Consider the following 18,758-nt stretch of genomic DNA (forward strand, 5'->3'; position numbering starts at 1 on the left):
GATGAAAACCCGATTCCGCTCCATCCTGCTGGGGTTGCTGGTGCTGGGCCTGGCGCTCGTGCTGCTGGGCTGGGCGCTGAGCCTGCTGCTCAACCGTTCCGGGGACGCTTCGGCGCAGCTGGCCGTGCCGGTCACCCCACAGTTGATCGACAAGGGCGCCTATCTGGCGCGGGCCGGTGACTGCGTGGCCTGCCATACCAGTCACGACGGTGGCAAGCCGTTCGCTGGCGGCCTGGGCATCGCCTCGCCGATCGGCACCATCTATGCGACCAACATCACCCCCGATGCCGATACCGGCATCGGCGGCTGGAGTTATGGCCAGTTCGAGCGCGCCTTGCGCCGTGGCATCGGCCACGACGGCAGCGCGTTGTACCCGGCCATGCCGTTCCCTTCGTATGCACGGGTTTCCGACGAGGACATCCAGGCCTTGTATGCCTATTTCATGCATGGCGTGGAGCCGGTCAAGCAAGCCAACAAGGCCAACGACATCCCCTGGCCGCTGTCGATCCGCTGGCCGCTGGCCTACTGGCGGGCGCTGTTCTCGCCAACCCCCGAGGCGCTGGCCGCCGGGCAGCAAGCCGGCGGCGATGCGCAGCTGGCGCGCGGGGCCTATCTGGTCCAGGGCCTTGGGCATTGTGGTTCGTGCCACACGCCGCGCGCCCTGACCATGCAGGAAGAGGGGCTCGACGAGCAGGACGGCGACTACCTGGCCGGGGCCGAGCTCAACGGCTGGTCGGTGCCGGCCCTGCGCGGCATGCCGCACTGGACCGAGGAAGAGATCGTCGAGTACCTGGGCAGCGGGCGCAATGCCAAGGCCTCGGTGGCCGGCGAGATGACCGATGTGGTGGCCAACAGCACCTCGCACATGAGCGACGAGGACCTGCAGGCGATCGCTGCCTATCTCAAGTCCATCGATGGACATGCGCGGCCCTACCGCCACGAAGCCTCGCGCAGCCAAGCGACCACCGCCAAGCTGACCGCGGCCAAGGACCTCGACCTGGGTCAGCGGCTGTACCTGGACAACTGCAACGCCTGCCACTTCGTTTCTGGCGAAGGCGCCTCGCAGATCTTCCCGCGTCTCGATGGCGCCACGGTGGTCAATGCCGAGAATCCCACGGCGCTGATCCACCTGATTCTCGCTGGAGCCAGCACGCCATCGACCGAGCGCGCCCCTTCGGTGCTGCCGATGCCCGGCTTCGCCTGGCGCCTGAGCGATGCGGAAGTCGCCGAGCTGGCCAGCTTCTTGCGCCAGGGCTGGTCGAACCAGGCGTCCGCGGTGACCGCCGAACAGGTGGCCCAGGTACGGGCGACGCTGGATACCCATGGCGACAGGGCGGTCAAGCCCAGTGAGCCCGAGTAAGGTCCGTTGCATGTGATGCTGGCCTGTCCATCTGTCCAGGGTGGTCCGGCCGGGTGAATGAAGCCTCGCCGGCTGCCGCTGGCGAGGCTCCGTCGTGGTTGCCCTGGGTTGGTCGCCTTGTTGGGGGAGGCCAGGGGCTAGATGTAACTGAGACCTGCCGCACATCTGGCAATTTTTTCCCCGCATTGCTTGCGACTTTTCCGCGGGCCAGAGACTCATAGCCGCAGTGTCACCCGGTTTCCAGCGCTCTCTGGACCCGTCTTGCGGAGATCGTCGAATGCGTCGAGTCAACCTCCGCCCGCTTTCGGGCAGCCTTGCAGCCATGCTGCGCAGTCGCGCCCGTGCGACGAGCAGGGGGAGGCGTTGAACGTGATCGAGCTGGGCGCGACGACCCGCGGTGCCCTCGAGCAGCTGTTGCTGGCGGCCAGCGCGGACGGCGCCCAGGCCCGGGCCGTTGCCGAGTTTCTCAAGGCTTGGTGGAATCCGGATGTGTACGGTGGGTTCGCCCTCGATGGTTTGGCCGTCATGGACGACGAAAACGCGCGCGCCTGCGTGCTGGTATTCGCCTGGATCGCCGCCAATCGCCTACATCCGCTGGCGCTTGGCTATGGTCCGCGGTTCGAGGCCCTGTTCGGATACACCGCGCAGGGCGCCTCGCCGGCTGACACCGTAGGTGCAGCCTTTGAGTGATGCAGGATAACCATGAACGGCATGAGGGGTGGACATGAACATAGCGTGTCTTGGCTGGGGATCGTTGTTGTGGAAGCCCGGTGCCTTGCGTATCGCCGGGCAGTGGAAGGCAGATGGCCCGCCGGTCGCGGTGGAGTTCTGCCGGGTCGCCGAGGGCGGAGAACTGTCGACGGCGATTTCGTTGAATGCGCAGCCGCTACCGGTGTTCTGGGCGCAGGTCGACAGCGACGACCTGGAGAGCGCCTGCCGGATGCTGCGCGAGCGCGAACAGATTCCGGCACAGCGCAGCGACGGCGTGGCCTCGATGTTGATCGCCCCCGGCCAGGAGGGACCGCTCATGCGCTGGGCCATCGCCAGGCGCCTGGATGCGGTGATCTGGACCGGCTTGCCACCGTGCTTCGCCGGCATCGAGAACCGCATGCCTTCGCAGCGCGACGCCATCGATTACCTGCAAGGTCTCGAAGGCGATCAGCTCAAGCACGCCAGGGACTACATCGAGCAGGTGCCACGTCAGCTCGATACGTCCTACCGGCAGGCGATCCGTCGGGAGCTGGGGTGGGGCTAGGCCTTGCATGAGCGAGCGTCATGCTGAGCGTGGCGCATTGTCGAAACAGGCCCGGGACGTGCTGGTTGCAGGGTACGGGCCGGGTCCCGCTCCTGCGCCTCGGCCACGGTCTGGCCGGTCAGTGGCAGCGGCTGTGCCTGGCTGCAGGTGCACAGCTGCAGCTCGCTGGCCTCGGCCGTGAGGTGGCTGTTCACCAGGTCACGGAACATCCGGGCGAAATGCCGGCTGCCGATGCTGGCAATGGTCTTGCCGATCTCGCCATATAGCGACGCGTTCATAAAGTCCTCCATGACTTGTGGAATACAGGACGTTCGTCGAAGCGGCTATTCCCTCTGGGCTGCCTTCAAGGATGGGCGGCGACCACGTCGATCTCGACCAGGGTGCCTGGCAGCGGCAATGCAACCACCTGGATGGCGGTACGGGTAGGCCGGGTCTGCAGGTCCGGCTGATCGAAGAAGGTCGCATAGGCTCGCTGGAAACCTTGGAAATCCAGGCGGCCTTCATGCTCTGGCGTGCCGACCAGGAAGGCCCGCAGCTGGATGATGTGGTGCATCTGCAGGTCGTGGCGTGCCAGGATCGTCTTGATCTTGCCCAGTACCGACAAGGCCTGGGCATGGGTGTCGCCATAGGCCGCGACCGTGCCAGGCGCTGCCGTCGGGTCGCTCACGTCAGCCAGGATGCCACTGACGTAGACCAGCGAGGCGTCACGGGGGAGGGCGATGGACTCGGCATAGGGCGCCTGCGGGTTGCCGGTGCGAACTGCGGTTTGGGTCATTGGCGAGCTTCCTTTCGCTAGGTGGTCGAGTACAGCCGGAGACACCGCGCGACCAGCATGAGGCCACGGATGCAATCCGAAGGATGTGTGGGTTTTTTCAAATTGCATCATCTGAACATGACAAGCAAGTGTCGGATTCGAACTTGTTTTTCCCTGTGCAAAGACGATTGACCGCAGTTGGAGGCCGGTGCTATGTTCTGGACCGATCGTTCCAGTACCGGTGTTTTGATGAGACCCAAAGAGTTTGATTCGGACGCCATCGCCGAGGCCGCCATGCGGGTTTTCTGGCTACGTGGCTATGCGGGCACGAGCATCCAGGATCTGGTCGAGGGCACCGGTCTGGGCCGTGGCAGCCTGTACAACGCGTTCGGTAGCAAGCAGGGCCTGTACGAGTTCGCGTTGCGCCGCTACTACGAGATGACTGCCTTCAACGTGGCGTTGCTGGCCGAGGAGGGCGAAGTCAAGGAGCTGATCCGCCGACTGTTGCTGAAGATCGTCGCCGAGGAGCTGCAGGACACCGAGAACTTCGGCTGCATGGTGGCCAACGCCTCGCTGGAAGTGGCTCGACACGACAGCGGCGTGGCCGAACTGGTGGCGAAGAACTTCAGCCGGATGGAGCGGGCCCTGACGGCGCTGCTGCTGCGTGGGCAGGCCGCCGGGGAGATCGATCCGGGCAAGCGTCCCGAAGCGCTGGCGCGTTTCATCGTCAGCACCATCCAGGGCATCCGGGTGATCGGCAAGGGAGGCGCGCGCGAGGATCGATCCGAGCGGCTGGCCGACATCGTCGAGGTTGCCGTTTCTGCCTTGTGAGACCTCGGCAATAGCCTCGAAGGTCCCGAAGGTTTTGTAATGAACGTTCAATAAGTTCATGTCACTTTTGCGAGATGGGTGCCGGAGGCAGTGGTAGGCGCACCCGAGCGAAGTGCAACGAACATACCGTCTGCTCGACACTTAAAAGGAAGTTGCAATGACCCAGGCTGTAAACGCTAACAACAAGACTGTCGCCGTTCTCGGTACCGGCATCATGGGCGCGGCCATCGCCCGCAACTTGCAGAAGAACGGTTTCCAGACCACGGCCTGGAACCGCACCTACGCCAAGGCCACGCCCCTGGCCGAGTCGGGCGTGAAGGTGCAGGAACTGGCCGCCGACGCGGTGCGTGGCGCGGCCATCGTGCTGACCATGCTTAAGGACGGCCCGGCGGTCCTGGACGCCATGCGCGCCGCGCTGCCCGGCCTGGCCAAGGGTACCGTGTGGATCCAGGCGAGCACGGTCGGGGTGGCGGCCAGCGAGCAGTTGGCGGCCTTCGCCGACGAGCACGGGCTGGCGTTCTACGATGCGCCGGTCCAGGGCACCAAGGGCCCTGCCGAGCAAGGCCAGCTGGTGATCATCGCTTCGGGCGCCCAAGCCCATCGCGCCGAGATCCAGCCGGTCTTCGATGCCATCGGCAAGCGTACCCTCTGGGTAGCCGAAGAACCCGGCGTCAGCAGCAAGCTCAAGCTGGCCCTCAACAGCTGGGTACTGGCGCTGACCCACGGGGTCGCCGAGAGCCTGTCCATCGCCAAGGGGCTGGGGGTGGATCCTGCGCTGGTGGTCGATGTGGTCAAGGGCGGTCCGCTGGACAACCTATACTTCCAGCTCAAGTCGGCCGCGATCATGGCCGATGACTACGCCACCACGTTCTCGGTGGCCAATGCCGCCAAGGATGCCGAGCTGGTGGTGCAGGCCGCTCGCGACGCCGGCATCAAGGTCGACACCGTCGAGGCCGGGCTCGAGCGCTTCCAGCGGGCCCTGCAGGCAGGCCATGGCGACAAGGACATGGCCGCTTCCTACCTGGCCAAGTAAGTCCTGCGCTGCGTAGAGCGCCAGTTTCCCAGCTGGGGGGTCGACGCTACCGCCGTCGACCCTGAGTGACGTTATGATCGATTCACTTGGCTACCGCCTGAAGATGGGCATCATCCTGCCGTCGACCAACACCTCCATGCAACCCGAGACCGATGCCTTGCGTCCCTTCGGAGTCACCAACCAGGTCAGCCGCATGTTGATCCAGGATGAACTGATGGATCAGCGTCCGGGATTCATGAACGTGCTGAACAACATCCGCCTCTCCACCTCCGATGCCATCCATGGCCTGCTCACCTGCAAGCCCGATCGGGTGATCGTCGGCGTATCGCCGGAAAGCTACTGGGAAGGTCAGGGCAGTCACGAAGTGATCATGGAGTCCTTCCTGGACATGACCAGCGGGGTGCCGGTCACCACCAGTCATGATGCTTGCAAGGCGGCGCTGGCGGCCCTGGGCGACATCCATCGCATCGCCATCCTCACGCCGTATCTGCCGGTAGGCGACGACACCGTCAGCAGCTACTTCCTCGACAACGGCTACGATGTGGTTTCCATTCAAGGGCTGGGCGCCTCGAGCCCGGCCAATATCGCGCAGATCAGCCAGGCCCGGATCTTCGAGGCGATTCGCGCCGTCGATAGCCCTCGGGTCCAGGCCATCGTGCAGGTCGGCACCAACGTGGCCATGGCGCGAGCGGCAATGATCGCCGAGGCCTGGCTGGACAAGCCGGTGATCTCCAACAACGTGATGCTGTACTGGCATGCGCTGCGTTCCAGCGGCATCGCTGACCGGGTAGGTGGCTTCGGCCGGCTGCTGGAACGACACTGAACAGACACGGCCGCGGCTGGCCTGGGGCCGCCGCGGCAGCGGTCGACGATTTGACACCATGGCCACCGCAGCCTGCGCCACGCCTACCCGGCGTGCGGCGCGGTGGTGTGGCCGCACGGAACGCATACGCTGGAGCGCGCGCATGGACGTAGGTTCGAACGAAGCAGGGAAATGGGCTGGTGCGTTGGAAGACGAGCCTCTGACAGTGACCGAGCTGTTCCATCGGCAGGTCCGGGCCACGCCGCAGCGGATCGCGGTGATCAGCCAGGAGGGCGCGCTGACCTTCGCCCAGCTGCGCAGACGCAGCCAGCAGGCCGCCTGCCTGCTGCGCCAACGTGGGGTCCGGCCAGGGGACTGCGTGGGCATCCATGTCGAGCCCTCGCTGGACCTGATGGTCGTGACCTTGGCCATCCTCGAGGTCGGTGGCGCCTACCTGCCCCTGGCGCCGGACTACCCGCGCGAGCGCCTGCGCTACATGATCCAGGACGCCGGCCTGAAGCTGATCTTCACCCAGCCGGCCCTGCGCGAGGGCTTGCTCGAGATGGGCCTCGGCGAAACGAGCCTGGTCTGCGAAGCCCTGGACGAGCAACTGGCGGCGAACGATGCGCTGCTGGAGCGACCTGAGGGGCCTGGGCCCGGCTCGCTGGCCTATGTGATCTATACGTCGGGGACCACCGGCCAGCCCAAGGGCGTCGAGATCGAGCATCGCAGCCTGGTCAGCCAGTTGACCTGGTTGCGCCAGGCGCATGGCGTGGACCAGACCCAGACGCTCCTGCGCAAGACGCCGATGAGCTTCGATGCGGCGCAGTGGGAGCTGCTCGCCGTGGCCCTTGGCACCACGGTAGTGATGGGCGAGCCAGGCATTCATCGCGATCCCGCGGCGCTGGTCGTGGCGCTGCGACGCTACGCGGTGAGCCTGCTGCAATGTGTGCCGACGCTGTTGCAGGCGCTGGTCGACGAGCCTGGCTTCGCCCAGTGCCGCACGCTGCGCACGCTTTTCAGTGGCGGCGAACCGTTGACTCGCAAGCTGGCACTGGCCTGCCTGGACACCCTGCCTGGCAGTCGCCTGGTCAATCTGTACGGCCCTACCGAGTGCACCATCAACGCGTCCTCTCTGGTGGTGGACCGGGCCACGCTGGTGCAGGCGACGAAGGTGGTTTCCATCGGCTTCCCGGCCGCCCATACCTGTTTCCACCTGTTCGATCCGCACAGTGGTGCCCTGGTGCGCGAGCCAGGCGCGCTGGGGGAGTTGTACATTGGCGGGCGCCAGCTGGCGCGTGGCTACCTGGGGCGCGCCGAGCAGACCGCCGAGCGCTTCGTCGAGCGTGTCATCGAGGCCGGACACGGCCCGGTCCGGCTGTACCGCAGCGGCGACCTGGCCAGCTGGAACGCCGATGGCAGCATGCAGTTCATCGGTCGCGCCGATAACCAGGTCAAGCTGCGCGGCTATCGCATCGAGCTGGACGAGGTGCGCGTGGCGATCGAGAACCATCCCTGGGTGAAAAGCGCCGCCGTGTTCGTCGACCGCGATCGGCAGGGGGCCTTCGACAGCCTGCTGGCCTGCGTGGCGCTCAATCCCTGGGAGGCTTTGTTGATGGACCAGGGCAGCCACGGCGCCCATCACCTGTCCAAGTCCAGCCGTGTCCAGGTGCGTGCGCAGCTGGCCCAGCTCGGCGGTCGCGACGCCAGCGCCGATCAGGGCAGGGCAGTGATCCGCCTGGCCTGCCGCGAGGGCACCGCGCAGCAGCGAGCGCGGGCGTTCGCGCGCAAGACCTACCGCTTCTTCGAAGGCGGCCCGGTCAGCCGGCAGGATGTGCTCGACCTGCTCTGCTGGAGCACGCCTGCGGGCATCGACACGTCGCTCGCGAGCCTGACGCTCGATAGCCTCGGCGAGCTTCTGCGCAACCTCGGGCCGTTCCACAGCCAGGAGCGCCTGCTGCCCAAGTACGCCTACGCTTCGCCCGGCGCGCTGTATGCACACCAGCTGTACCTGGAAATCGACGCGATGGCCGGGCTGCGCAGCGGCATCTACTACTTCGCTGCGTTGACCCATGAACTGGTGCTGATGTGCGAACGGCCGTCTACCGGCCGCGCCAGCGTGGTGCTGCACCTGGTCGGCAAGGCCAGTGCGATCGAAGCCGTGTACCGCAACAACGTGGCCGAAGTGCTGGAAATGGAAGCCGGGCATGTGCTCGGTCTGCTCGACCATGTCCTGCCCGAGTACGGCCTGGGCCTCGCGGCTGGCAGTCACCAGCCGCACGTCCTGCAACTGCTGGCCTGTGGCGAAGGCGACCAGTACCTGGGCAGCTATGCGCTGGTCAGCCATGCCGAGCGCTGCACGAGCGAACCGGTGCGCACGTTCGTGCAGTCCCATCCTGGGCGCATCGAAGACCTGCCTGCCGGCCTCTACCGTTACCAGGATCAGCGCCTGGAGAAATGCTCCGACGAACTGATCCAGAAGAAGGACGTCATCGCGATCAACCAGCGCGCCTACGAGCAGGCCAGTTTCGGGGTGTCCCTGGTGATCGACGAGACGCCGGCCTGGGAGCGCTACATTCATTTGGGCCGGCGCTTGCAACGCTTGCAGATGAATGACCTGCGCCTGGGGCTGATGTCTTCGGGCTACAGTTCCAAGAGTGGCCACGACCTGGAGACCGCCCGTCGCCTGCGACAACTGCTTGCGCGGCAGCCCGACGACATCGGCGCCTCGTACTTCGCGCTGGCCGGGCGGGTCAGCGAAGAGCAGCTAAGCAGCGAGGGCATGAAGGAGGACGCCGTGCACATTCAGGGCCCGGCAGAACTGCTCAGGCAGGAACTCGAGCAACAGTTGCCTGACTACATGGTGCCGAACCAGTTCGTGGTGCTCGACCAGATTCCGCTGACCGCCAATGGCAAGGTCGACGTCGAACGGCTCAAGCGCACCGTTCACAGCGTGCGCCAGGAGCGCATCGTGGTCCAGCCGCGCAGCTTGCTGGAACGCAGGATCGCCGAGATCTGGCAGGCGGTGATGCCCGGCGAGTCGACCTCGGTCATCGACGATTTCTTCGAGGCCGGTGGCAACTCGCTGCTGGCCGTGGTGCTGATCAACCGCATCAACCGCACCTTGGGCACCCACCTTGCGCTGCAAGCGATCTTCGCTCATCCGACCATCGAGGCGCTGGCCGCGCAGGTCGCCAGCGGCTCGTTCGATGACCTGTCGCGGCTGGTCGGCCTCAACCCGGTGGAGGGGCAGCAGCGGCCGATCTTCTGCTGGCCGGGGCTAGGAGGATACCCGATGAACCTGCGCGCCTTGGCGCGTGAGGCAGCCCCGGCGCGACCGTTCTACGGTATCCAGGCGTTCGGCATCAATCCCGGTGAGCAGCCATACTCCAGCCTCGCGCAGATGGCCCGTGAAGACGTCGCCCTGCTGCGCTGCCGCCAGCCCAAGGGCCCCTATACCCTCTGGGGCTATTCGTTCGGCGCGCGGGTGGCGTTCGAGGTCGCCCGCCAGCTGGAGAACGAGGGCGAGCGGATCGACGAGCTGGTCTTGATCGCGCCTGGCAACCCGCGCGCGCGCCCGACGATCCGTCTTGCCGGTCAGCAGCGCTTCGCCGATCCGGCATTTCTTGCCGTGCTGCATTCGGTGTTCGTCGGTGCGCTGCCCACTGCCGACGAACAGCAGCGGCTCGAACGGGTGCGTTCCAAGCCAGACTTCCTTGCCCTGGTCAGCGAGCGAATGGGCGAGCTGGATGCGCCACTGGCCGAGCGGATCTGCGAAATCGTCGAGCTGACCTACGAGTTCAAGTACAGCTTCGCCGAGCTGGTCGAACATCCCATCCAGGCGCCGGTGACACTGGTCAAGGCCACTGGCGACGATGACTCCTTCCTCGAGGAGGCGCTCGACCAGCTGAACTGGCAGCCGCGGATCATGCAGGCCACGGCCGACCATTACCAACTGCTGCGAGCGTCCGGCATCAGCGAGCTGCTCGGCCTGTTGCGGCAGTCCGATCCCAACCTGTGCCCAGCCCGCCTGGCCTGACCCATCAAGCGCCAAGCGACAAGCCGCAGGCCGACCCGGTCGCCGAGACGAGCGACGAGTGCGCTGCCAGCGCCGCTCGGTTTGCAGCTTGCCGCTTTGCGCTCTGAAAGGAATCCGCTAATGACTACGCAACAGTTGATTACGCAACATTCGCCCGCGGCAGCCACGCCGCTGCTTACCGATGCGACGCGCCTGCCGGTAGCGCGTCTGCTGGCCTTCACCCTGGCCGGCTTCATCGCGATCATGACCGAAACCATGCCGGCCGGGCTGCTACCACAGATCAGCCTGGAACTGGGCGTCTCCGAGGCGCTGGCCGGGCAGTTGGTGTCGGTGTACGCCCTGGGCTCGGTGATCGCCGCCATTCCGATCGTCGCCGCGACCCGCAGCTGGTCGCGGCGGCCGCTGTTCCTGCTGGCCATCGGCGGGCTGCTGGTCTTCAACTCGATCACCGCCCTGTCCTCGGACTACCGGATCATCCTGGCTTCGCGCCTGGTGGCGGGCATGTCGGCAGGCATCATCTGGGGCGTACTGGCCGGTTATGCCCGGCGCATGGTGCCGAGTGCCTTGCAGGGGCGCGCGCTGGCCATCGTCGGGGTCGGCCAGCCGATCGCGCTGTGCCTGGGCGTGCCGCTGGGCACCTGGCTGGGTGGCCTGTCCGACTGGCGTGGGGTGTTCTGGGTGATGTCGGCCCTGTCGCTGCTGCTGGCCTTGTGGGTCAGGTGCGCCTTGCCGAACTTTGCCGGGCAGCCTGCGGCCCAGCGCCAATCAATCAAGCGAATCTTCCTGATGCCGGGCATCCGCTCGGTGTTGCTGGTGATCTTCCTGTGGATTTTGGCCCACAACGTCCTCTACACCTTCATCGCGCCCTACCTCGCTTCGGTCGGTCTCGGCGAGCGGGTCGACCTGGTGCTGTTGCTGTTCGGCGCGGCCTCGATTTGCGGCATCTGGCTCACCGGCGTCTGGGTCGACCGTGCCTTGCGTGCGCTGACGCTGGTCAGCCTGACCGGCTTCGCCGTGGCGGCCCTGTCACTCGGTGTGGCGAACGACCATACCTGGCTGGTACTGGCCGGCATCGCCTTGTGGGGGGTGACCTTCGGCGGCGCGCCAACCTTGCTGCAGACGGCCATCGCCGACACGGCGGGCGACGGCGCCGATGTGGCGCAGTCGATGTTGGTGACGGTGTTCAATCTGGCCGTGGCCATGGGGGGTGTCAGCGGCGGGATCCTGCTACAGCGGTTCGGTGCCGCGTCGTTCCCGCTGGCGCTGCTGGTCCTGGCGCTGGCTGCCATGCTGGTGGTCTGGCAGGCAGGCAACCGCGGTTTCAGGCGCGGCCATCGGGGTGATCATTCGCTGCCGCCAGCTGCTGCCTGAGCTCAGGTCGATGCGCAACGAGGCTCCGCGCTCAGGGCCGCTGATCGCACAGCGGCGCGCTGCGTGCCGGTGGGATCAGTCCGCGCGCCGCGGCGGTAGCGACGGCCTGCTGCCGGCTCACCGAGCCGAGCTTGTGCCTGGCATTGAGCAGGTGGAAGTCGATGGTGCGTTGCGAGCAGGCGAGAATATGGCTGATTTCCCAGGTCGTCTTGCCAGCGCTCGCCCAGTACAGGCATTGCATTTCCCTGGACGTGAGGTCCTGGCCCTCATGTACCGCATTGTGCAGGTGGTGACGCATGCCCGCCAGCAGGTACGGCACGAGCATGAACAGTTGGCTCACTGCCGGGTTGGAGAAATCCGCCTGTGCGCAGGCCCAAGGGTCGTCGAACGCCACGCTCAGGGTACCCCGCAGCAGTTCGTAGCGCAGCGGGATGCTCAGGCCGCTGCGCAGGCCATGCGCTTCGCGCTGCTGCCAGAAATGCCTCGAGCGCCCACGGGCACGCCTATGTGCCTGGTCCCAGAAAATAGGCAGCAGCTCTCGACGACAGTGCCTAAGGATCGGGTCGATCTCGATCAGGCCGTGCGCACAGTAATGTCTCAGCCAGCTTTGGGGAAACGTGGTGATCACACCGGTAAGTGGATCGCTGTCGTGGGGCCGCGACGGACCGAGGCTGATCAGGTAGCTGGCGAAGCCCAGTTGACGCAGTGTCTTGCGCAGCAGGCGTTCCCAGTCGCAGCGGTTGACGTCCTTGGCCAGGGCCGTGAAGGCCTGCAACGGAGGACGAGACTCCGTCCGCGGGAGCGCAGCGGCCAGTGCGGTGTGTTTGTCCATAAACAGGTCGCTCTTTCAGTCGGCATTCGGTCAGCCATCGGCAGGAACGACGGAGGGGCAGGCCCCTCCGTCAGCGTGCTCAGCGCACGTGTTCCCGAATGAAGCTGCGCAACAGTTCCAGACCGTTCTCGGTGAGGATGCTCTCAGGGTGATACTGGACTCCCTCGATCGGCAGCTCGCGGTGACGCACGCCCATGATGTAGCCGTCGTCCGTCGACCTCGAGGTGACTTCCAGGCAGCCGGGCAGCTGCTCGTCGCTGATCATCAGCGAGTGATAGCGGGTGGCGCGGATCGGGCGCGCCTGGGTATGGGCATAGACGCCTCGACCATCGTTGCTGACCTCGCTTGCTGCAGACGGCCATCGCCGACACGGCGGGCGACGGCGCCGATGTGGCGCAGTCGATGTTGGTGACGGTGTTCAATCTGGCCGTGGCCATGGGGGGTGTCAGCGGCGGGATCCTGCTACAGCGGTTCGGTGCCGCGTCGTTCCCGCTGGCGCTGCTGGTCCTGGCGCTGGCTGCCATGCTGGTGGTCTGGCAGGCAGGCAACCGCGGTTTCAGGCGCGGCCATCGGGGTGATCATTCGCTGCCGCCAGCTGCTGCCTGAGCTCAGGTCGATGCGCAACGAGGCTCCGCGCTCAGGGCCGCTGATCGCACAGCGGCGCGCTGCGTGCCGGTGGGATCAGTCCGCGCGCCGCGGCGGTAGCGACGGCCTGCTGCCGGCTCACCGAGCCGAGCTTGTGCCTGGCATTGAGCAGGTGGAAGTCGATGGTGCGTTGCGAGCAGGCGAGAATATGGCTGATTTCCCAGGTCGTCTTGCCAGCGCTCGCCCAGTACAGGCATTGCATTTCCCTGGACGTGAGGTCCTGGCCCTCATGTACCGCATTGTGCAGGTGGTGACGCATGCCCGCCAGCAGGTACGGCACGAGCATGAACAGTTGGCTCACTGCCGGGTTGGAGAAATCCGCCTGTGCGCAGGCCCAAGGGTCGTCGAACGCCACGCTCAGGGTACCCCGCAGCAGTTCGTAGCGCAGCGGGATGCTCAGGCCGCTGCGCAGGCCATGCGCTTCGCGCTGCTGCCAGAAATGCCTCGAGCGCCCACGGGCACGCCTATGTGCCTGGTCCCAGAAAATAGGCAGCAGCTCTCGACGACAGTGCCTAAGGATCGGGTCGATCTCGATCAGGCCGTGCGCACAGTAATGTCTCAGCCAGCTTTGGGGAAACGTGGTGATCACACCGGTAAGTGGATCGCTGTCGTGGGGCCGCGACGGACCGAGGCTGATCAGGTAGCTGGCGAAGCCCAGTTGACGCAGTGTCTTGCGCAGCAGGCGTTCCCAGTCGCAGCGGTTGACGTCCTTGGCCAGGGCCGTGAAGGCCTGCAACGGAGGACGAGACTCCGTCCGCGGGAGCGCAGCGGCCAGTGCGGTGTGTTTGTCCATAAACAGGTCGCTCTTTCAGTCGGCATTCGGTCAGCCATCGGCAGGAACGACGGAGGGGCAGGCCCCTCCGTCAGCGTGCTCAGCGCACGTGTTCCCGAATGAAGCTGCGCAACAGTTCCAGACCGTTCTCGGTGAGGATGCTCTCAGGGTGATACTGGACTCCCTCGATCGGCAGCTCGCGGTGACGCACGCCCATGATGTAGCCGTCGTCCGTCGACCTCGAGGTGACTTCCAGGCAGCCGGGCAGCTGCTCGTCGCTGATCATCAGCGAGTGATAGCGGGTGGCGCGGATCGGGCGCGCCTGGGTATGGGCATAGACGCCTCGACCATCGTTGCTGACCTCGCTGACCTTGCCATGCATCACGTGCGGCGCGCGGCACACCTGGGCGCCAAACGCCAGCCCCAGCGCCTGATGGCCCAGGCACACACCGAGCAATGGCATGCGGCCCTGGAACTGCCGAATCAGTTCGATGTAGCCCACGTCCGTGGGATGGCCAGGGCCAGGACCAAGAACGCAGAAGTCCGGTGCGAAGGACTCGATGCGCTGGGCCAGGTCGGGCACGTCGTGTCGCTCGACACGCGTTTCCAGGCCCAGTTGTTCGAGGTACTGGCTGATGATGAAGACGAAGCTGTCGTAGGCATCGATCAGAAAGACTTTCATAGCGCGATCTCCTTGCCGGTCACGGCTCGGTAGACCGAACCCATCTTGTACAACGTTTCCTTCCATTCCAGTTCGGCGAGCGAATCGGCTACCACCCCAGCGGAGGCGCGCAACTGGTAGACCCCCTGGTCGTGGACGGTCGAACGGATGCACAACGCGGTATTGACGCTGCCATCGAAGCCGATCAGGCCGAGCGCTCCGGCATAGATGCCGCGGCGGGTGCTTTCCATGCCTTCGATCAGCTCCATCGCCCTGACCTTGGGCGCTCCGGACATGGTGCCGGCGGGGAAGGATGCCTTGATCACATCGTAGGCATCGAGGCCAGGGCGCAACAGGCCGCGCACGTTGGAGACCATGTGGTAGAGGTGCGAATACTCCTCCACCAGCATGAACTCGTCGACCTCCAGCGAGCCTGCCTGGCAGACCCGGCCGATGTCGTTGCGACACAGGTCGACCAGCATCAGGTGTTCGGCACGTTCCTTTTCCGAGCGAGTCATCTCCAGGATCAGCTCGGCGGGGTCGGCCCCGGGTTGCTTGCCGACGGTTCCGGCGATCGGGCGCATTTCGATCAGGTCGTCCTTGACCCGGACGAACAGCTCGGGGCTTGCGCCGATCAGGTCGATGCCACCGACATGGGCCAGGTACATGTACGGCGAAGGGTTGCGCTGACGCAGGCTGCGGTAGACGTCCAGCGGCGTGACCTGGGAGCGGATGCGAATCTCGTGGCCCAGCTGGATCTGATAGACGTCGCCGGCCCGGATATGCTCCATGGCGACGTCGACGCGCTGCTGGAACTGTTCCGGCGTGACGCTGCGCACCTCCTCGAAGGTTGCCGGATACAGCGGCACCTGTGCTGTCGAAGGCGCCGGCGCGCTGAGGAATGGATAGTCCTGTACGGTGCGCGCAGCCCAGAGCGGGTGATTGTTGACCAGGGCCTCGACGCTCCCGTTGCTGTGGAAGTAGACCAGCGTCTGGTAGACCGACAAGGCGATCAGCGGATAGTCGTTGGTCTGCTCGGCCTGTGTCGGCAAGCGCTCGATCAGCCGTACGCAGTCGTAGGAGAGGTAGCCGAAAAAGGCGAGGCTGGCAGGCGCGTTCGGGTCTGGCTGGAAGATCGCCTGGATCTCGCGTAGCAGCTGCCAGGCCGACTCGCTGTCTGCCAGGGCGATCTGCAGGTCGGTGCCCAATTGCATGCCACGTTGTCCCAGGCAGGCATGCAGGTGTTGGCACAGTTCAGGGCGGCCCGACAGGCGCGCCCGCCCTTCGTCGATACATACTTCGAACAGCGGTTCCAGGCCAATGATCGTGGCGCGCCGGTCGCGACTGGGACCGGAGAGGGATTCGAGAATGAATATCGATTCGTGGCCAAGTTGTTCGGCCGCCTGGACATAAATACCCAGTGGATCGGTGGGGCGACGTTCTTCATGACGAAGAACTTCCACGCGGAGCGTATTATCGTTCACGTTCATACCATTTCATGGGTGCAGCGGTTCCGGTACTTTCAAGGAAAGCACCAACTTTTTTTAAGCGCTCGCGCGCTGAATGAAATTGAAAGTGTTCCTGAACAACGCCCAGTCGACCTCGGGACATGTCCGGACGACAATTCGCATGAACATGCGAACCGTCAGGAACAGGTCACGGGGCGCAAGCGCCAAAGTTCGAGGAATCAGATCAGGACATTGCCGGCAGACGGCAGGCGCCACTGGTCTCGCGGATTAGCGACGCCAGGTATTGCTCTTGAAGATGGCCAGGACGGCCCGGGAACAGCTGTCGGGAAAGCTGTGCGAGGAGCGGATAGCAGAAAGGTGATAGTACATGTCGAGACATCCCAGTCTTGGCTAAGCACTGCGGTGGAAGCACCTCAGTGCTGCGAAACTAGCAATGTGCATTTGATAAGTCAACGTTCGAGCTGAATGACCGACAGTCAAACTTTCCGGTTTGCACGGATTGTGCTGGGCATTTGTATTGCGTTGCCACACTGCCTGCGCGGTTGCAACTCGCCTTGGCCGAGTACCTGCATTTCCAATATCTGCCAGCGATACCTGCGAGCGAGAGATCACGTGCCGACACTTCTCCTGCCAGGCAGCGGGACACGCCCTCTTCGATGCCAGTGTCAGGCTGTATGCGCGTTCAATAGCTATATGTCAACGACATCAGCGCCGTGCGCTCGTCACCCAGCGCCACCGCCTGGGCCAGGCCGCCCGCATAGTAGCGCTGGTCGAACAGGTTCCTGAGGTTGAATGCCGCGCGCCAATGCTCGGCGCCGTAGGCGAGCCCGACGTTGGCCACGGCGTAGCCAGGCAGGTAGTAACCGTTGGTGTAGCGTTCGCTGACGGCGTTGATTCCGCCGTTGATTTCCCATCCCCTGGGCGTGCCTTCGAAGCGGTAGCGGGCGTACAGGTTGGCGCTGTGGCGCGGGACATTGTTCAGTCGCTGGTCGACGCTCGACGGGGTCTGGCCGCCATCGTCAGTGATCACCGCCCAGGTGTAGGCGTAGCCGGCCAGCAGGCTCAGGCGGTCGGACAGGTCGGCGGTCAGGTCCAGTTCGGCGCCCTGGGTACGCTGCTCGCCGACCGCCACGCTGTAGCCGTCGTTGAGCGGGTCGTCCTCGAGCACGTTCTGCCGGCGCAGATCGAAGACCGCCAGGTTGAGCAGGGTGCGTCCAGGATCCAGGTCGAATTTCACCCCAGCCTCCCACTGGCGGCCTTTTTCCGGCTCGAAGGTCGTCCCGGCGAAATCGGTACCGCTATTGGGGTAGAAGGACGTGGCGAAGCTCAGGTACGGCCGCACGTTGGGAAACAGTTCGTACATCACCGCCACGGCCCCGGTGGTCGCGTCGGCCGGGTTGCTGTTGCGGCTGCCGTCCAGGCGGTTGCGACCATAGGTATCGCTGATGTCGTGGCGCAGGCCGGCGGTAACCAGCAGTCGCTCGGTGACCTGGTAGTTGTCCCGTACATAGGCGCCGATCATGCGTACCGTGGTGTCCGACCATACCCGTGGGGTTGCCGGGCAGGCGATGGCCTGGCCATGGCGCGGCGCGTAGGCATCCAGGCTGGCGACCTTGCAGGCGGTGTTGCGCATGCTTTCGCGGCCGCGCAGGTAGTCCAGGCCGAACGTCACGTCATGCGTGCCATGGACACTGTCGAACAGGCGCTGCAGGTTGCTGTCGACGCTCAAGGTGTCGCCATCGTAGTGCTGCTGCTGGGCGGTGCGTTGCAGGGTGCGTTCGTCGGCCAGCATGCGCCCGTTGGCGACCAGTTGGCCATCGAGGTGGAACGTCTGCCAGCGCAGGTTCTGATTGAAGGCCCAGCCGCCGCCGAAGCGGTGTGTCAGGCTGTAGCCCAGGCGGTTGGCGACGCCGTGGTAGGGGTCCTGGCCGGGTTCGCCGGTGAAGCGGTGACGCGGCAGGTCACCGTTGCGGTTGGCCTCGATCGAGCCGGACAGCGGCAAGCCTTGCTGACGGACGTATTGGCGATCCTGGTGGCTGGCCAGCAAGGTCAGGTCGGTATCCGGTCCCAGTTCCAGGCTCAGCGATGGCGCGATGTAATTGTTGCGGAACCAGACATGGTCGGTTGCATCGTTCGATTCGGACAGCAAGCCGTTGAGGCGGACGGCGGACCGGCCGTTTTCCGACAACGGGGTGCCGACGTCGAAGGTCCCCTGGCGCAGGTCATGGCTGCCGTAGGTCAGCCCGAACGTGGCGAACGGATCGGCCTGGGGGCGCTTGCTGACCAGATTGACCACGCCCCCTGGCAAGACCAGGCCGTACTCCATCGAAGCCGGCCCCTTGAGCACTTCGACCTGCTCCAGGCCGAACAGCTGCTCGGCCACGCGGTTGGAGATGCCGGTGCGTAGACCGTCCAGGAACAGCGAGTCGGAGGCGACCTGGCCACGGATGATCAGGTCGTCCCAGCCCCGCCGGCCATACTGTCCGGCCGTGACCCCGGGCACGTTGTGCAGGGCGTCGGCCAGCCCCAGCGCCTGCTGGCTGTCGAGCAGCGAACGGGAAATCACCTCGACGCTGCGCGGCGTCCATGCCAGCGGCAGACCGGACTTGGCCACCCCAGCCGTGGTGCTGGTGAAAGCGTCCGCCTGGCCTTGTCCGGGGTCTGCTTCGATGATGCTGGCGGGCAGGTCCACCTGGGCGAGGGCCGCGTTCGCAGAGAGGCACAGGGCACCGAGCAGGACGCAACAGTGCCTCGGGGAAATGGCGCGGGCAGATGTTCTGGCATGGACTTTCATGGTTTCTCGAGCGCAGGGGGTTGTACGAGGGGCAACGCAGAGCCGCGCGCAGCATGCTATATGAAATTCTTTTCCATTCAATAATAATTCTCAGTCAATGCTCATGCGCGACCGGATGGCGATCGTCGGGAGTCGCCTGG

The 18,758-nt window shown here is 65.2% G+C and carries 16 protein-coding genes and 1 pseudogene; 9 read left to right on the plus strand and 8 right to left on the minus strand.

Annotated elements, in window-relative coordinates:
• Nucleotide 1: 1 nt before the first annotated feature.
• The 3 genes from ACY8GK_RS05165 (at nt 2) to ACY8GK_RS05175 (ending at nt 2,615) form a co-directional block, all read left to right on the plus strand.
• Nucleotides 2–1,360, plus strand: a complete 1,359-nt coding sequence (locus tag ACY8GK_RS05165; RefSeq protein WP_462402498.1) for a c-type cytochrome — start codon at nt 2–4, stop codon at nt 1,358–1,360.
• Nucleotides 1,361–1,729: 369 nt separating this feature from the next.
• On the plus strand, nt 1,730–2,050 hold the full coding sequence (locus ACY8GK_RS05170; RefSeq protein ID WP_462402983.1) for a DUF7673 family protein: 321 nt from the start codon (nt 1,730–1,732) through the stop codon (nt 2,048–2,050).
• A gap of 34 nt (nt 2,051–2,084) precedes the next feature.
• Complete coding sequence (locus tag ACY8GK_RS05175; RefSeq protein WP_462402499.1) at nt 2,085–2,615, plus strand: hypothetical protein; 531 nt, start codon at nt 2,085–2,087, stop codon at nt 2,613–2,615.
• On the opposite strand, the gene ACY8GK_RS05180 is transcribed toward ACY8GK_RS05175, so the two are convergent.
• Together ACY8GK_RS05180 and ACY8GK_RS05185 are read right to left on the minus strand one after the other, a co-directional pair.
• The gene (locus ACY8GK_RS05180) at nt 2,612–2,893 is read right to left on the minus strand and encodes a hypothetical protein (RefSeq protein WP_196174758.1); all 282 of its coding nucleotides are present in this window, start codon (nt 2,891–2,893) and stop codon (nt 2,612–2,614) included. The two genes, ACY8GK_RS05175 and ACY8GK_RS05180, sit on opposite strands and share 4 nt — an antisense overlap.
• Nucleotides 2,894–2,958: 65 nt before the next feature.
• Nucleotides 2,959–3,390: a Rid family hydrolase gene (locus ACY8GK_RS05185; RefSeq protein WP_196174757.1), complete on the minus strand. Its 432-nt coding sequence runs from the start codon at nt 3,388–3,390 to the stop codon at nt 2,959–2,961.
• A gap of 228 nt (nt 3,391–3,618) precedes the next feature.
• Between ACY8GK_RS05185 and ACY8GK_RS05190 the strand changes: the two genes are divergently transcribed.
• The 5 genes from ACY8GK_RS05190 (at nt 3,619) to ACY8GK_RS05210 (ending at nt 11,445) form a co-directional block, all read left to right on the plus strand.
• The gene (locus tag ACY8GK_RS05190; protein ID WP_196174756.1) at nt 3,619–4,200 is read left to right on the plus strand and encodes a TetR/AcrR family transcriptional regulator; all 582 of its coding nucleotides are present in this window, start codon (nt 3,619–3,621) and stop codon (nt 4,198–4,200) included.
• A 157-nt stretch (nt 4,201–4,357) separates the two neighbouring features.
• Nucleotides 4,358–5,233, plus strand: a complete 876-nt coding sequence (locus tag ACY8GK_RS05195) for an NAD(P)-dependent oxidoreductase (RefSeq protein WP_196174755.1) — start codon at nt 4,358–4,360, stop codon at nt 5,231–5,233.
• Between the two features lie 73 nt (nt 5,234–5,306).
• On the plus strand, nt 5,307–6,056 hold the full coding sequence (locus ACY8GK_RS05200) for a maleate cis-trans isomerase family protein (RefSeq protein ID WP_196174754.1): 750 nt from the start codon (nt 5,307–5,309) through the stop codon (nt 6,054–6,056).
• A 142-nt stretch (nt 6,057–6,198) separates the two neighbouring features.
• Complete coding sequence (locus tag ACY8GK_RS05205) at nt 6,199–10,074, plus strand: non-ribosomal peptide synthetase family protein (protein WP_462402500.1); 3,876 nt, start codon at nt 6,199–6,201, stop codon at nt 10,072–10,074.
• A 120-nt stretch (nt 10,075–10,194) separates the two neighbouring features.
• Nucleotides 10,195–11,445 carry an MFS transporter gene (locus ACY8GK_RS05210; RefSeq protein WP_462402501.1) on the plus strand — a complete coding sequence of 417 codons (1,251 nt, stop codon included), beginning with the start codon at nt 10,195–10,197 and terminating at the stop codon, nt 11,443–11,445.
• A gap of 31 nt (nt 11,446–11,476) precedes the next feature.
• Here ACY8GK_RS05210 and ACY8GK_RS05215 read toward each other — a convergent pair whose 3' ends face one another.
• Both ACY8GK_RS05215 and ACY8GK_RS05220 read right to left on the minus strand, forming a co-directional pair.
• Nucleotides 11,477–12,277, minus strand: coding sequence for an autoinducer binding domain-containing protein (locus ACY8GK_RS05215; protein ID WP_462402502.1), 801 nt, complete (start codon nt 12,275–12,277; stop codon nt 11,477–11,479).
• A 79-nt stretch (nt 12,278–12,356) separates the two neighbouring features.
• Nucleotides 12,357–12,623 (minus strand): annotated as a pseudogene (locus ACY8GK_RS05220) (glutamine amidotransferase-related protein); the annotation flags it as partial.
• Here ACY8GK_RS05220 and ACY8GK_RS05225 point away from each other — a divergent pair.
• The gene (locus ACY8GK_RS05225; protein WP_462402503.1) at nt 12,623–12,883 is read left to right on the plus strand and encodes a hypothetical protein; all 261 of its coding nucleotides are present in this window, start codon (nt 12,623–12,625) and stop codon (nt 12,881–12,883) included. The pseudogene ACY8GK_RS05220 and the gene ACY8GK_RS05225 overlap by 1 nt on opposite strands.
• Nucleotides 12,884–12,914: 31 nt before the next feature.
• Here ACY8GK_RS05225 and ACY8GK_RS05230 read toward each other — a convergent pair whose 3' ends face one another.
• From ACY8GK_RS05230 to ACY8GK_RS05245, 4 genes are all read right to left on the minus strand, one after another.
• Nucleotides 12,915–13,715 (minus strand): autoinducer binding domain-containing protein, encoded by an 801-nt coding sequence (locus ACY8GK_RS05230; RefSeq protein ID WP_462402502.1) that lies wholly within the window; start codon nt 13,713–13,715, stop codon nt 12,915–12,917.
• Nucleotides 13,716–13,794: 79 nt separating this feature from the next.
• Complete coding sequence (locus tag ACY8GK_RS05235; RefSeq protein WP_196174750.1) at nt 13,795–14,376, minus strand: anthranilate synthase component II; 582 nt, start codon at nt 14,374–14,376, stop codon at nt 13,795–13,797.
• Nucleotides 14,373–15,845, minus strand: coding sequence for an anthranilate synthase component I family protein (locus tag ACY8GK_RS05240; RefSeq protein ID WP_462402504.1), 1,473 nt, complete (start codon nt 15,843–15,845; stop codon nt 14,373–14,375). The genes ACY8GK_RS05235 and ACY8GK_RS05240 overlap by 4 nt, the downstream gene beginning before the upstream one ends.
• Nucleotides 15,846–16,506: 661 nt before the next feature.
• On the minus strand, nt 16,507–18,618 hold the full coding sequence (locus ACY8GK_RS05245) for a TonB-dependent siderophore receptor (RefSeq protein WP_462402505.1): 2,112 nt from the start codon (nt 18,616–18,618) through the stop codon (nt 16,507–16,509).
• Nucleotides 18,619–18,758 lie beyond the last annotated feature (140 nt).

This window comes from Pseudomonas sp. Marseille-QA0332 (genome assembly GCF_054950175.1).